This is a genomic window from Emticicia fluvialis, from assembly GCF_024793945.1.
GTDB classification, from domain to species: Bacteria; Bacteroidota; Bacteroidia; order Cytophagales; family Spirosomataceae; genus Emticicia; species Emticicia fluvialis.
The window spans coordinates 175,507-191,063 of the sequence record NZ_JANUSD010000009.1; the positions used below are offsets into that span (position 1 = coordinate 175,507).

The following is a 15,557-nucleotide window of genomic DNA, read 5'->3' on the forward strand; positions in this document are numbered from 1 at the left end:
TTGAACCCTATAATAAACTTTTACTTTATTATTTTATCCAAAGCCACTTTTTATATAGCATATCTTGTTCAGGCGTTGGGTTGGCTACTTTTTCAAGTTTAAATTTAGCTGCCGGATTCGCCATCAGGGTTACGTCATAAGTAAATTCCCGGCCAAAGCGTTTTACTTTCACTTTCACCACGTCTCCAACTTTTTTATCAGTAATATAATTGCCAACCGGATACTTGTTACCATCAACTTCCAGAATCTCATCATTTACGTTTAAACCTCCATCGTAAGCAGAGGCACCTTTCAAAACCGTGGCAATTTTATTAGTGTTAGGTGCCATGGTTACGCCAAGAAACGGCGTTTTGGTGTCATATTCCTTTACGGTTTTCAGGCCAACGTATTTAAAGAAAGCGTCATAATCAATGGCATCGGTGCTCCATACATATTTCTGAAAGAACGCTTGCATGCTTTTGCCTGCCACTTTCTCGCAAGCCGCCTGAAACTCTTCATCTTTATAACCACGGCCCTGTTTGATGTAATACTCGCTCCAAAGCAATTTAAACACATCATCCAGGCTTTTCTGGCCTTTTGTTTCACCAATAATGTATAAGTTAATCAATCCACCTAAAACGCCACCTTTATTGTAATAAGAGATAGTGCTGTTGGCAGAGTTTTCGTTGGGGCGATAATACTTAATCCAGGCGTCCCAGCTTGCTTCAGCTACTGACTGTACCTGCTGGCCGGGTTGGTTTTCAATACCTGCAATAGAAGATGCTGTTCTATCTTCAAATTCTTTTGGGGTAATAAGGCCCGCTCTTAGCAAAATGTGGTTCTGATAAAATGACGTGAATCCCTCTGCTACCCAAAGCATGTGCGTATAGTTCTCGTTGTCATAATCAAATGGCCCAAGGGCAATTGGTCTGATACGCTTTACATTCCACAAGTGAAAATACTCATGGGCTATCAGGCCCATAAAACCTTTAAAGCCTGCCTCGCTGGCGTAAGCATTTGGTGATGTCTGACAGGTAGTAGAGTTGAGGTGTTCAAGCCCGCCACCAATACCCGGCAGGTGATGAATAATAAAGGTGTAATCTTTGCAGGGGTGCAAACCTACAACTGTGGCCGCTGCTTCGGTTACTTTCTTGTACGCCTCTGTTACTTTCTGCTCGTCATATTGCAGCGGGCCGTTGCTATACATGGCAACTGAATGCGGAATGTTCTGAATCTCGAAAGTCAGCACCTTGTGTGTTCCAATTTCAATGGGGCTGTCAACCACCATATCAAAGTCGGGGGCAAAGAACGTGTTTTCAGCACCACTTACCTTCTTTAGGCCTGTTGAGATGGAGTTCCAGCCGGTATAAGGCTTAATGGCAATTGTAGAAGGATATTTTTTCAGCTGCGGCACATACATAAATACACTGGCGCCGTTCAGATAACCATGGGTGTCGTCGAGAAAACTGGTGCGCACGCTTAGCTCAAAAGCATAAACTTTATAGTTCACCGTCACTTCGTTAGCGCCATTGGAATAAACGCGCCACGTATTTTTATTAATTTTTTCGGCCTTTACTTTTCTGGCGTCGGCTATTGCTTCAAAGACTTCCACATTTTTGGCGTACTCACGCATCAGGTAAGAGCCGGGAGTCCAGACAGGCATTTTAAAATCAACATAAGCTTTTTGGGCAAGTTCTTTTATTTTCCTGATGTTGGCCAGCTTCATACTTACCTCAAAATAGTGAGTCGACGGGCGGCTCATCGAAAGTGAGTAGTTGATGTGGGTGGTTTGCGCATTGAGATAAGAAAAAGATAATAAAGCGAAGATTAAAATGAGAAGAAATGATTTTTTTTTCATTTTGTCAATGGGTTATTTGATTTGTTGATGTAAGAAAACAATTTTTTTTTCTGACATACGTTTTTTGCTTGAAATTACTTCTATTTTTCTTCTTTCACAAAAAATGACATTCTCTTTGGATTAAACTTTTATCTTTCAGATTGTTAATTTTTACTTTCAATAGCTACCTTTGGTCATAATTGATCTGAGCACTTTTGCTATCGGTATTACTGACCCCAAATATTGACTCTTAAAAATATTCCCCCGGGGGTTGGGGAATTTCAGACCCTATGAAAAAGACGTTATTCTTTAGCACCGTCTCCTGCTTACTAAACATGGGCATTGAGTCTTTCGCCCAAAACACAATGGCCTACACCGACCCGGAATCTTATTACCATAAGGGTGTAGAACTTTTTCAGAAAAAAGTATATGCTCCGGCACGTGAAGAATTCAGGCATTACATTCAAGCAACCCAAAAGACCCTGAATGCCAATGAGTTTAACCTTACCAATGCCGAGTATTATGCGGCGTTGTCGGGCCTTTATACTAAAAATCCGGATGCCGATATTGAAATCGAGCGTTTTGTGATTAACCATTCAGACCACCCCAAAGCCAAAATTATTTTTGGCGACCTGGGCAATTATTTCTATGCCGAAGGCGACTACAAGCGGGCTATTCATTATTTTGAGAAAGCATCGGCTGAAAACCCGGCATCAGAACAGAACATTGAGCTAAAGTATAAGCTGGCTGTATCTTATTACCTCACTAACGACTTCGCCAAAGCGCTTCCTGTATTCAATGAGGTTAAGACAGTAGACTCTGAGTTCTCGGCGCATGCTTACTATTATGCCGGCGTAATTAATTACAAAAACGAAAATTATGAAGCTGCCCTGGCAGACCTGAAACAGGTTGAAAACATAGCGCCCTATAAAACAGAAGTGCCCAACTGGATAGCCAATATTTTATATGTTTCTAAAAAATACGACCAGCTACTGGCCTACACAGAGCCCATTATTGAAAAACCCAATGGCCGCAAAATAGACGATATGTGTCTGGTAACGGCAGAGGTTTGCTATTTCAGAGATGATTTTATCAAAGCAGCCAGATATTATGAGCGTTACAAAACATTCAGAAAAGGCTCGGTATCCAATCAGGTGGCATTCAGGCACGCTTACAGCCTCTACAAAACCGAAAACTATGCTAAGGCCATAGAAAACTTCAAGAAAATTGCTACCCAGAATAACGAACTGGGCCAGCAGGCTGCCTATTACCTCGGTATTTCATCATTAAAGGTAAACGACCTGAACAGCGCCCTGGCAGCTTTTGAAAGAGCCAAAAGCAGTAATTTTGATAAAATTATCCAGGAAGAGGCACTTTTTAACTATGCAAAAGTGGCCATTGATATGGGTAACAGCCAACAAGGCCTTACCGAACTGCAAAACTACCTGAAAGTTTACCCCACCGGCAAGTATGAAGATGAGGCCAGCGAATTGATGAGCGAGGTAATGTTTGAAGCCAATAATTACATACAGGCCATTGCTTATATTGAAGGTTTGAAAAAACGCACCCCAAAGCTAAATGAGGCATACCAACGCCTGGCTTACGGGCAGGGAGTGCTTGACTTTAACGCCGAAAGATTTACCAAAGCCATTGAGTTTTTTGAAAAGTCGCTTAAACAACCGGTTAACAATGAATTAAGGCAAAATGCCACGTTCTGGAAAGCTGAGGCGGCCTATGCTGCCAAATTACCTGAAACGGCTGGTTTGTACCGGGATGTGCTAAACGGCAACTTCAGTACCGAACTGAAACAGAAAAGCAAATATGCCCTTGGATACCTGCACTACAACAATAAAGAATACAAACAGGCAGGCAACTACTTTAAAGACTACCTGAAAGCCCCAAAAACAGAGGCAAACCGCCAGAATTATGAAGATGCCATTGTAAGAATAGGCGATTGCAACCTGGCAGATAAAAACTACGATGAAGCCATTAAGTATTATGACCTGGCGATAAGAGATAATCGCACCGAGAAAGACTATGCCCTGTACCAAAAAGCGCTTACGCTAACCTTTGTAGGCAGAAATCAGGAAGCGCTTCAACTCTTTGACCGTGTATCGGCACAGTATCCTAATTCAAGACTGGTTGACGATGCCTGGTTTCAGAATGCCACGCTTGAGCTTGACAAAGGCAACTACCAGAATGCAGTAAACCTCTTGAGCCGCATGGTGCGCGAGCGCCCGAAGAGCAATTTAATACCGCAGGCACTTATGAAACGTGCATTGGCCTATGGTAACCTTAAAAACTATGAAGCTGCGCTAAACGATTACAAGGTAATTGTAATGCGCTACGGAAAAACAGATGTGGCAGAAAACGCACTTCTGGGTCTGCAAGAAACCCTGAATACTTTGGGCAGGTCTGAAGAGTTTTCGGCAGTGGTTGAAGAATACAAGAAGGGTAACCCCGGTAGTGGCTCTGTTGAGAGTCTTGAATATGAAACTGCCAAGAATCTGTACCTGAATGAAAAATATGCAAGTGCGGTGTCGGCACTTCAAAAATTCATTGCCGGTTATCCGGGCAGTACCAATGCCTTTGAAGCCAAATACTATCTGGCTGATGCCTACTACATGCAGAACGATAAATCCAATGCACTGAAATACTATAATCAGGTAATAAGCGATAACCGCACCAGTTATGTAACCAAATCGGCATTGCGGGTAGCCAGCATTGAGTCGGCAGCCAAAAACTATAAAAATGCCATAACGGGTTACCGTGCTGTTATTTTGTCATCTTCCAACAAACGCGATATAGTAACAGCCTGGCAGGGCCTGGCAGAAGCCTACAACCTGAGTGGTAAACAAGACTCTACTATTTACTTTGCCCGCGAGATTATCAACAACGGCGGTAACATTGTAATGGGGGCTTCTAATAAAGCGCAACTGTATATAGGCAAAGCTTACATGGGTAAAAATGATTTAACCAGAGCAGAAGAAGAGTTTAGAAAAACCATAGCGCTGGCTAAAGACGTTAACGGGGCAGAAGCCCTGTATCTGATTGGAGAAATGCAGTATCGTTCTAAAAAATACAAAGAGTCAATTAAAACAATACAGGAACTTGCCCAGGACTTCTCGGATTTTCTGGTTTGGTATGAAAAAGGGTTCTTCCTGATTACAGACAACTATATTGCTATGAACGATTACTTTATGGCCAAAGCAACGTTGAAATCGATTATCGAAAACTCTGAAACCACAGAAACGGTTGCACTAGCTAAAAAAAGACTGAAAGAAATTGAAAATAAAGAGTAAAACACAGGCAATTGCCTGATTATTTTTCAAACATTTTAAAGTATTTCTCTATGAAATTCAAGATACAAACGCATATTAAAAGTATTTATAACCTGTTACTAATTACCTCGCTGGGTCTGGTAGCCATGCCTGCTCTGGCACAGCTTGACGACGACGTGGTGATTACCAAAGACCGGAAGGTAGAACTACCACCTGCCAACCGTGTTTTTGAGAAAATACCTGCGCTTAAACCTACATCAGAAGAAAAAACCATGCGTTACACGTTCTTCGACCGTAAACCCAAAGGTGTAGAAGAAGTAAAGTTTAACCCCAACGTTGTGGCGCCAGAAGGTACCAAAAACAATGAAGAGCTTGAAACTTACAATAACTACGCAACCCTGGGGGCGGGTAATTACGGCCGTTTGCTGGGCGAAGTATTTCTAAATTCTAATCAGGAGAACAACCTCATTATTGGTGTGCATGCTTATCATAACTCTACCGCGCGCGGGCCGGTTGATGATAAAAACTCATCTAACATGTATAGTAAAGCCGAAATAACGGGTAAGTATCTGGCAGAGAAGTTTCAGTTGAATGCCGGATTGAACTACAACCGCGACCAATACTATTTTTACGGCTACCAACGCCCGCGCGAAGACCTTGACCGCAAGGATATCCGGCAGGTATTAAATACGGTTCAGTTTAATGTCGGCTTTGAAAACACCGCTCCGAACGCAAGAGTTGACTACGGCATTAAAACCTACATCCGTTCGTTAAAGAATATTTATGAGGCTCAGGAAACCGACTGGGGGTCTAGCTTCAGGGCGTATTTCCCGATTATTACTGAAAAATTTGTTGCCGGTGTTGATGCAGAGGCTTATGTTACCCAAAGAACCGACGATGTGGTTGACAAAAGAAATTTGTTTAGAGTTACACCCACTTTTAAACTTAATTTCCGCAATTTCGGAGCCAATATAGGCTTTAAAGCGGTGAATGAGTTTGACGAAGTAAAGAAAATTAACCGCACAATGGGTTTCCCAATGGTAGAGCTTATCTACAAACACAAGGGCATGCTTTTCTTCTATGCAGGGCTTGATGGAGACATTATCAGAAACACCCTTGGGTCAATGCTGAACGAGAATCCTTATTTAAAATCGCGGGTGTCGTTATTGAATACCGAAAAAAACAAAGAAATTTACATTGGTACAAAAGGCGATTTGAGTAAAGGCTTAAGTTATAACCTGAGAGCCGCCACCGGAAATTACAAAAATCTTTATTTCTTCAATAATTACTCGCCTGATTTTGGCGATGCCCTGGGCGACACCGCCAAGTTTAACATACTTTACGAAACCGAAAGCACCCGTTACTACAATGTAACGTTACAGCTAAACTACCAGCTGGCAGAAGTATGGCGTACCAATCTGAAAGTTGATTATAATAACTATGAAACCAAAGCGTACGAAAAACCTTTCCATCGCCCGGCTATTATAACCAAATGGGGCAATAGTTTTTTTGTTACAGACAAGTTTCTGGCCAATCTTGATTTATACTATTTCGGAAAAACATTTGCCAAAAACCCAACCACCGATGCCATTGTTACCAACCAAGAAATAGTTGATGTGAATACTGAGTTTGACTACCTGTTCAGCAAACAATTTACAGCCTTTGTTAAACTAAATAACCTGTTAGGGAGAAAGTACGAACGATTCTTATATTATCCGCAACAGGGTTTAAATTTTCTTGTGGGAGTCAACTTTTCATTTTAATTTAGCATAAAAGATAGCCCCCAAATACAAGTTAAGCCTTATGAAACCTGTTGCAGAATACATCAGAACGCTGCTTTTTGAGCATGATTATGTGGCGGTTCCGAACTTCGGAGCATTTATTGCCAACTACATGCCTTCCAGTTTGAATGATATCAGCGGTTCGCTTATGCCACCGCAGAAAAAAATTGCGTTCAATGAAATTTTGAAGCACGACGACGGGCTATTGGCCACCTATATATCAAGAAGAGAAAGCGTAACCATAGATGAAGCCAAAAGAACCATCCAGAATTTCGTATCTGAAATTAAAGGTTCTCTTGCAAGCCAAAGGGCATTTCATTTCGAAAGAATTGGCAATTTCTCGTTAAATGAAGAAAACAATCTGGTTTTCGACCCTGACCGCCGTCATAACTTTTTTAGTGAAAGCTTTGGGTTCGATAGCATTTTCCCTCGTACAGTAGATAAGCCCAGCTATACCATGAGCCAGACATTTGATGTAGACGATGAACTGGTAATGGAAAAAGAATCGTACACCAGTACAGACGGCACATTTAAATGGAAATACGTTTTATATACAGTGCCGGTACTCCTGGTTTCTACGGGCCTTTTCTTTGTTTTGTTATCAAGAACAGAAAAAACAGAAGCTCCGGCCAGAAGCAGTTTTAATCCTTTAGATTATCTACCAAAAAAGACGGTTGTAGTAAAACAGCCGGATGCTATTGCAGAGAAAGATTCAATTGCACAGCAGGTAATTAAACCAGAGGCAGATAGTACCTGGGGCGCTACTGAAACCAAGGCAATTGAAGCGCCATTAAAAAATGTACCTATTGAAACCAAACCTGTTGAAAAACCCATTGAGGTTTCTAAAACAGTTGTAGAAACACCTGCAATAAATAGTATTGAAAAGCGTTATCTGATTGTTTCAGGGATATTTAAAAATAAAGAAAACGTAAAAAGACTCAGCGCCAGTTTACTTAAAAACGGCTTTTCGCCAAGAGTAATAGAAACCAACGGGCTGATGAAAGTGGTAGCTGCCGAAGCAGACTCGATGGAAGAAGCCAATGCCATAGCAGATAAACATCAGAAACTGATTGGAGAAAAACCGGCTATTACTAAAAGTAAATAAGGGTTTTCTATATATTTATAACCTGTAAGCCATACTTACAGGTTTTTTTGTAGCTGATTGTTCATAATTAACCAATATTATTGATGCAAACCACATCACTCAAAGAAGACAACAAAAAGACGCAATCGCAGGCATTTGTGATCAGCATAATTATTTATGGTGCTTTCCTGACGCTTTTGTTTTTTCTGAAGCTTATTTACACACCACCCGAAGAACCCGAAGGTGTAGAACTCAATTATGGTATTGACCTGGTGGGCACCGGAGACCTGCAAACTACCAATAAGGCTAATGAGTCGCCCAATGACTATGACGTTAAACCGGCAGCCAATGAAGAGGAGTCTAAGCCTGTAAAAGTAAAACCCGTAGTAAGCCCGCCACCGGTAGTTGAAAAACCAGCCAAAGTGGTAGTAAAAGAAACTCCGGCCAGACCCGTTGTAACGGCCGATGAAGAAAGCCCGGTTACCGCCAAAACAAGCGATAAACCCGTAAAAAAAACAGAGGTAAAACCGATAGTAAAACCAAGCCCTGTTGAAACCAAAACCGTAGCCCCCAAACCAGAGCCTGTGCAGCCTGAAATACCTAAAAGAACGGTAGATAATGGCTCGCTGTTTAAAAAGGGTTCTAAAGGCACTGCAGGAGCCAACGGAGCCAGTTCTAACTCTAATGGTACTATTGGCACACGCGACGGCATAGGCGGCAATAACAACGGTGATGGCAAGCCCGGCGAAGTAGGAGACAAAGGAGACCCCAGAGGAACCCTGGAAGGCAAAAGCCTTTATGGTAACCCCGGCAAAGGTGGCTCAGGGGCTTCAATTGGTGGTTTAAGTGGCTGGAATAAAAAGAAATTGTCTTTGCCTAATGATGGGTCAAGCGAAACCGGAAGAATTGTTTTCAGCGTAACTGTAGACGACACCGGAGATGTAGTGGCCATTAAAGTAAACGAATCTACCGTTAGCCCTTCGGTGCAGAATTTCTATAAGAATTACATTCAGAAAAACCTGGGTTCATTTCTTACACCAGAAGGCACAGCGCCTCCCAGAGCTACCGGTACTATCACCATTAATATCAGGTCGGGCAACTAACACATAATAATTGCCGAATCTTTATTAATTTTGCAAAAATCTTTAAAAGGTGATTTTACAATCACCTTTTTTTATTGTCGATGAACTACGAAGAAACCATCCATTACCTGTATGCCATGCTGCCGGTCTTTCACCGCGAAGGAGCGAAGGCATTTAAGCCCAATCTGGATAATATTATCGCATTGTGTGAATATCTGGGTAATCCTCAGCAGCAATTCAGGAGCATCCATATAGCAGGTACTAACGGTAAAGGCAGTACGTCGCATTACATGGCTTCTGTTCTGCAATGTGCGGGTTATAAAACAGGGCTTTATACATCGCCACATTTAAAAGATTACACCGAAAGATTCAGAATAAATGGTAAATCTATTCAAAAAGCGAATGTAATTTCATTTATAGAAACCCATCAGGCTTTCATTGAGCAACTGAGGCCGTCGTTCTTTGAACTGAGCGTAGCGCTGGCTTTTGATTTTTTTGCCCGCGAAAAAGTTGACATAGCCGTTATTGAAGTAGGCTTGGGTGGCAGGCTTGACTCCACCAATGTCATTCATCCGGAACTGTGTATAATAACCAATATCGGTTTCGACCACATGGATATTCTCGGAGACACGCTTCCCAAAATTGCCACCGAAAAAGCCGGAATAATAAAGCCGGGTGTGCCTGTTGTGATATCGGAAAGACATGAACAAACCGAAGCGGTGTTTATCTCAAAGGCTGCGCAGGCCGGAGCCCCCATTTACTTTGCAGAAGACTTTTTTACGGTTGAGGAATCAAAGACAGGCCAGGATAGCTTGAAGCTACTAACAGACGTAAGAGATAAAAACAGACAGATAGTTTTTGAGCGTTTGGAATCTCAATTGATAGGCAACTATCAATTAAAAAACCTTACAGGTGTTTTTAAAGCAATTGAGATGCTGCAAACAAAAGGCTTCGTTATCAGTAATAAAGCCATTGCCGCCGGTATAGCAGAAGTAGTAACACTTACCGGCCTGAAAGGTCGCTGGCAGGTATTGAACAGCCAACCACTGACCGTTTGTGACACCGGTCATAATGAACATGGCCTTAAAATCATTCTACGGCAGATAGAGAAGTTGTTTGCAACCGGGCTTGTAAGCGGCCGGAAACACTTTGTGTTAGGCTTTGTAAAGGATAAAAATGTGGCAGACATACTGGCTTTGTTTCCCGTAGATGCGATCTATTATTTTTGTCAGGCCGATTCGCCCAGGGCTTTAGATGCACATAATTTGGCAGAAACCGCACAGTCGTCAGGTTTAATCGGCCAGGTTATTCCAGATGTTAATGCAGCACTTAAAACAGCCAGAGACGCTGCCCAAAACAACGACTTTATCTATATTGGTGGCAGCACATTTGTAGTTGCAGAGTTAAACGAGCTATAACTTTCAATACTTTTTATATTTTTTAAAAACATAAACTGTATTGTTTTTTATAAAAAGTATTTAGCGCTTTAAATAGGCTAGGTACCCCAAAAACGCCTGAAAACACAACATTTAAAGTATTTAAACAAGATTTCATAATCATTAATAATATTAACAATACTTTTATAAAGTATCAATAAAATAAATAGGAGAGTGGCAAGACAAAAATTACCGAGGTTTATACATAATGCCCAGGCAGAAAATGTAATTGAGAGAGGCAAAGAGCTTTACACAACCATTAAAGGCCGCTGGAGAGAGATATATTTCAAAAACAATAACCCCATTGTGCTTGAACTGGCCTGCGGCAAAGGTGAATATTCTATTGGGCTGGCCAGACAGTTTCCGGATAAAAACTTTATCGGAATTGATATAAAGGGCGACAGAATTGCCCGTGGAAGCAAGCGAGCCATTGAAAATAACCTGAGTAATGTTGCTTTTTTGCGTACACCTATCAATTTTCTGGAAGAATTTTTTGAAGAAAACGAGGTTGACGAAATTTGGTTGATACACCCGGACCCACAGCCCCGCGACAAAGAAGAAAAGAAGCGATTAACGAATCCGGCATTTCTGGCACTCTATAAAAAGATACTGAAGCCTGACGGTAACTTCTTTTTCAAGACAGATAACAGCGGTTTGTTTGAATACTCACTGGGCACTATTCCTGAAGCCGGCTTCACTATCCTTCGCCAGACCACCGATTTATATGAATCAGACCTGCTGGCAGAACACTACGACATCGTAACGCATTACGAAAAGCTATTTGTAGAGAAAGGCTTTAAAATCAATTACCTGGCCGCCAGGCCATAAAAACAAAAGGCCTGCTCAATGAAATGAACAGGCCTTTGTTTTAAGCAAACTATATCTACCTACTAGATAAGTGTTGCAAAGTATTTTACGGTTCTAACCAATTGGCTAACGTAGCTCATTTCGTTATCATACCAGCTAACAGTTTTTACCAGTTGTTTATCACCAACGGTAACAACTTTGGTTTGCGTGGCATCAAACAAACTTCCGTAAGTAATACCAATGATATCGCTACTTACAATTTCATCTTCATTATAGCCAAAGCTTTCATTGCTTGCTGCTTTCATTGCGGCGTTAACCTCTTGCAATGTAACAGTTTTTTCAAGAACAACAGTCAACTCTGTTAAGCTACCAGTAATAGTTGGTACACGTTGCGCACCACCATCCAGTTTACCTTTCAACTCAGGCAATACAAGGCCAATTGCTTTGGCAGCACCAGTACTGTTAGGTACAATGTTAGCTGCGGCAGCTCTTGCTCTGCGTAGATCGCCTTTCGGATGCGGCGCATCTAGTGTATTTTGGTCGTTAGTGTAGGCGTGAACGGTTGTCATGCTTCCAAGCACAATACCGAAGTTATCGTTAAGGGCTTTTGCCATCGGAGCCAGACAGTTGGTAGTACAACTTGCACAACTGATGATGGTTTCGCTACCGTCAAGAATGTTGTGGTTTACGTTGTACACAATCGTCTTAAGGTCACCGGTTGCAGGTGCGCTGATAATTACTCTTTTAGCGCCGGCAGTTAAGTGAGCAGCGGCTTTATCTTTATCAGTAAAGAATCCTGTACATTCAAGTACAACATCTACTTCATGAGTACCCCAAGGAATCTCAGCCGGATTTCTTTGCGCATAGATTTTAATTTCTTCACCATTTACTATTACGCTATTGTCAGTAGACTTTACTTCGGCATCAAATCGACCCTGGGCACTATCATATTTTAGTAAATGAGCTAGTACCGAAGGACTCGTTAAATCGTTAATCGCAACTACATCAATTCCTTCCATGTTGTAAATCTGGCGATAGGCAAGTCTACCAATTCGGCCAAATCCATTAATAGCTACTTTAATTTTAGACATTTTAAAATATATTGGTTTAAGTGGTACGATTTTGCAAGTTAAGAAGATTTTTTCTATTCACGAAAAGAGAGCTTATTTTAAGGATTAAATATTGGTAATATTCAATGAAAGCTTCCATAAATGCGAACGCCAACAGGTAAACCCCAGGCCAAAATAGCTTCACTTACCATAAAAGTATTATACAATTTATCATTCATCTATACGTAAGCCCCAATTTTAACGGCATAAAAGCAAAACTTTCATTTTTAAAATTGAGAAAAATTTCGTATATTAGGTAAAACGGGCATTTAAGTATTAAACCCAAACAAGGTTTAAAAACTTTAATCGCTATAGATACAATTAATTACAGCTGTATTTAGTTCAGTAAAACTCATTTTTAATCAGCCAGTTAATGATATGAAACCATTTAAACATTATATATTTTTTTACTTTAAAAACCACAATGAAACATTTTTTTAGCTCAGATTATCATTTTGACCACCAAAATATTCTGAGGTATGACAACAGGCCGTTCGCAACAATAGATCAGATGAACGAGGCCATTATTAAAAGGCATAACAGCCAGGTAAGCAAAGAAGACCACTTCTATTTTTTAGGAGATTTTGCATTCTCGAAAGACAAATACCGTATCGAACAACTTTTAAAGCGCCTAAATGGTAAGAAGTTCTTTATTAAGGGGAATCATGACTATTACGATACCATCAAGCTGTATGAAAGATGGGGCGAGTATCTGGGTGAACAAAAAACTATTAAAATAGACACCCAATGGATTGTTCTGAATCATTTCTGTTTGAGAGAATGGGACAGAAAACACCACGGCAGCTGGCATCTTTTTGGGCATACGCATCATAGGCTGCCTTATGACCATGAGAATCTGACAATGGATGTAGGCATTAACGGATATGATTATTATCCGGTTGAATTTAATGAGATAAAAACCTACATGAACCAAAAGGCTAGTGAACAAAAAACTAAAGTCTACTAAAATACTAAGCCTTCTAAAACTAATTTAATTAAAAGAGCCGAGCGGGTAACACCATAAAATTTGAATCCTCCTTCGTTACCCGTAACTCGCAACATCTTCAGCTCAATCTCTTCCATCACAGCATCCTTTCATTTATTTAGTAGCATTTTTACATTTCTTTGCTTATTGACTTAAATAATAGGTAGTTAACGAAAATTAGTAATCTAATTGCAAACTTACTAATTAGCAAACACACGACAACTAATCACGTTAGCTAATCAATACTAAATTGGTAATACTAAGTCTAAATTATTTAGTCTTTATTTTGCTAAAGACTTCACTATTTTTGTCAGTTTATCTGCCGGATACTCTACATTTTATAATGCTGCGTGCGTAAGGTAGAATGACTTAAAACAGGGGAGATGTTGTTTATCTAATAATATAGCCCTAAATTTGCAGCAAATAGGAACGGCCAAAAAACAACTTAAAATATCCTTAAAATTATTTAGTAACAAGCACATTATCAGACGATTACATATTATTAATTAATGTTTTAAATCACCAATCTCAATGTCATTAAAAACAATTATTGAAGCTGCGTGGGACGATAGAAGCCTGTTAAACGACCCGGCCACCAAGAGTGCAATTGAAACAATTATAAGTGAAGTTAATGATGGAATTATTCGTGTTGCCAGCCCCAATGAAGATGGCAGCTGGACAACCCACGACTGGATAAAGAAAGCAATTATTCTATATTTCCCGCTTCAGCAAATGAGTATTCAGGAAGTGGGCATATTTGAATACCACGATAAAATGAAACTAAAAACCGGATATGACCAGATTGGCGTGCGCGTTGTGCCTCCTGCTGTGGCCCGTTATGGCTCATATCTGGCTAAAGGTGTTATCCTGATGCCGTCTTATGTAAACATTGGCGCTTATGTAGATTCAGGCACAATGGTAGACACCTGGGCTACTGTTGGAAGCTGCGCCCAGATAGGAAAAGATGTACATCTGAGCGGTGGTGTGGGTATCGGAGGGGTGCTTGAACCTGCTCAGGCATCGCCGGTAATCATTGAAGACGGCGCCTTTGTCGGGTCACGCTGTATAGTTGTAGAAGGCGCCAGAATCGGCAAAAGAGCCGTTTTAGGGGCAGGTGTTACCATAACCAGCAGTTCTAAGATTATAGACGTAAATACGGGCAAAGAATACGTTGGATACGTGCCAGACAACTCGGTTGTTATACCAGGTATGTTGCCTAAAAAGTACCCGGCCGGCGATTTTGGCGTACCTTGCGCTTTAATTATTGGCCAAAGAAAAACAAGTACTGATCTTAAAACATCATTGAATGATGCCTTAAGAGAAAATAATGTGTCAGTTTAGAAACATAAATTAAAGTTATAACAATAAAGGGCTGGCAGTTATTCTGTCAGCCCTTTATTGTTTACAAGCATTAATAGTGCAATTTACAATACATATACGTTACAAATGAAAATTACATAAATAAATGACTTATTTTTAATGTAATTTACTAGCAATTAGTCTATATGGACAGGTATTTACAACAATTATGCTATAAAGGCACCCAGGTAAGCTATAATAATTGATTATTTTAAATTACCGGCTTAGACACCCGGCAGAGAGATACACTAGAAATAATTACCTTTGTTTATAGAAGAGGTTGTTTAGGAGCAGTAACTACAGAGCAATAAAAAAAGCCCAATCTAAAGCATGATTGGACTTTCTGACGATTGAATCCCAAATTGTTGGCATTTCTACCTACAAATTAAACCTTTACTTAATTTTATCTTCAATGATCATTTTAAAAAGCACGTAAATCTTTTACAAAGGTAGTTTACAAGATTTAACGCGCAAGTACTATTCTACATTTTTTTTTCAATATTTCTATACAATATTAAATGTAAGATGAAATCGTCTCGTTACTCTGTCTTTCTATTATCAGTGACACCCATCAGGTGTATTTATCCGCTTAAGATTTATATTTTCTATCTGCCTTTAAATACATAGTTAATCGTATATAAATGGTAAATTATTTAATGTGCTGATAAACAAGCATTTATGCCCTACGTCAAACCAATAGTGAACATATTTACAATAGACATTTAATTATTTACAAAAGAGCTTGATTTGTATTTGTAAACTATTTATATTTGTACACAATAAGTTTAATATAGTTAATTCGTAGATATAAATATGT

The 15,557-nt window shown here is 40.1% G+C and carries 10 protein-coding genes; 8 read left to right on the forward strand and 2 right to left on the reverse strand.

Annotated features, from left to right (window positions below; genetic code table 11):
- Positions 1–28: 28 nt before the first annotated feature.
- Positions 29–1,837 carry a M61 family metallopeptidase gene (locus NZ848_RS12375; RefSeq protein WP_259015723.1) on the reverse strand — a complete coding sequence of 603 codons (1,809 nt, stop codon included), beginning with the start codon at positions 1,835–1,837 and terminating at the stop codon, positions 29–31.
- Between the two features lie 269 nt (positions 1,838–2,106).
- Between NZ848_RS12375 and NZ848_RS12380 the strand changes: the two genes are divergently transcribed.
- The 6 genes from NZ848_RS12380 (at position 2,107) to trmB (ending at position 11,308) form a co-directional block, all read left to right on the forward strand.
- The gene (locus NZ848_RS12380; protein ID WP_259015724.1) at positions 2,107–5,118 is read left to right on the forward strand and encodes a tetratricopeptide repeat protein; all 3,012 of its coding nucleotides are present in this window, start codon (positions 2,107–2,109) and stop codon (positions 5,116–5,118) included.
- A 50-nt stretch (positions 5,119–5,168) separates the two neighbouring features.
- Positions 5,169–6,860, forward strand: coding sequence for a TonB-dependent receptor (locus NZ848_RS12385; RefSeq protein ID WP_259015725.1), 1,692 nt, complete (start codon positions 5,169–5,171; stop codon positions 6,858–6,860).
- Between the two features lie 40 nt (positions 6,861–6,900).
- Entirely contained in the window at positions 6,901–7,983 is a 1,083-nt protein-coding gene (locus NZ848_RS12390; RefSeq protein ID WP_259015726.1) for an HU domain-containing protein, read from the forward strand.
- An 83-nt stretch (positions 7,984–8,066) separates the two neighbouring features.
- Positions 8,067–9,065 carry a hypothetical protein gene (locus NZ848_RS12395; RefSeq protein ID WP_259015727.1) on the forward strand — a complete coding sequence of 333 codons (999 nt, stop codon included), beginning with the start codon at positions 8,067–8,069 and terminating at the stop codon, positions 9,063–9,065.
- A gap of 80 nt (positions 9,066–9,145) precedes the next feature.
- Entirely contained in the window at positions 9,146–10,462 is a 1,317-nt protein-coding gene (locus NZ848_RS12400) for a bifunctional folylpolyglutamate synthase/dihydrofolate synthase (protein WP_259015728.1), read from the forward strand.
- A 192-nt stretch (positions 10,463–10,654) separates the two neighbouring features.
- Entirely contained in the window at positions 10,655–11,308 is a 654-nt protein-coding gene (gene trmB, locus NZ848_RS12405) for a tRNA (guanosine(46)-N7)-methyltransferase TrmB (protein ID WP_259015729.1), read from the forward strand.
- A gap of 62 nt (positions 11,309–11,370) precedes the next feature.
- Here trmB and gap read toward each other — a convergent pair whose 3' ends face one another.
- Positions 11,371–12,378, reverse strand: a complete 1,008-nt coding sequence (gene gap, locus NZ848_RS12410; protein ID WP_253522381.1) for a type I glyceraldehyde-3-phosphate dehydrogenase — start codon at positions 12,376–12,378, stop codon at positions 11,371–11,373.
- A 442-nt stretch (positions 12,379–12,820) separates the two neighbouring features.
- On the opposite strand from gap, the gene NZ848_RS12415 reads away from it, so the two are divergent.
- Together NZ848_RS12415 and NZ848_RS12420 are read left to right on the forward strand one after the other, a co-directional pair.
- The gene (locus tag NZ848_RS12415; protein ID WP_259015730.1) at positions 12,821–13,363 is read left to right on the forward strand and encodes a metallophosphoesterase family protein; all 543 of its coding nucleotides are present in this window, start codon (positions 12,821–12,823) and stop codon (positions 13,361–13,363) included.
- 549 nt (positions 13,364–13,912) lie between these two features.
- Positions 13,913–14,722 (forward strand): 2,3,4,5-tetrahydropyridine-2,6-dicarboxylate N-succinyltransferase, encoded by an 810-nt coding sequence (locus NZ848_RS12420; RefSeq protein WP_259015731.1) that lies wholly within the window; start codon positions 13,913–13,915, stop codon positions 14,720–14,722.
- The last annotated feature ends 835 nt before the right edge of the window (positions 14,723–15,557 follow it).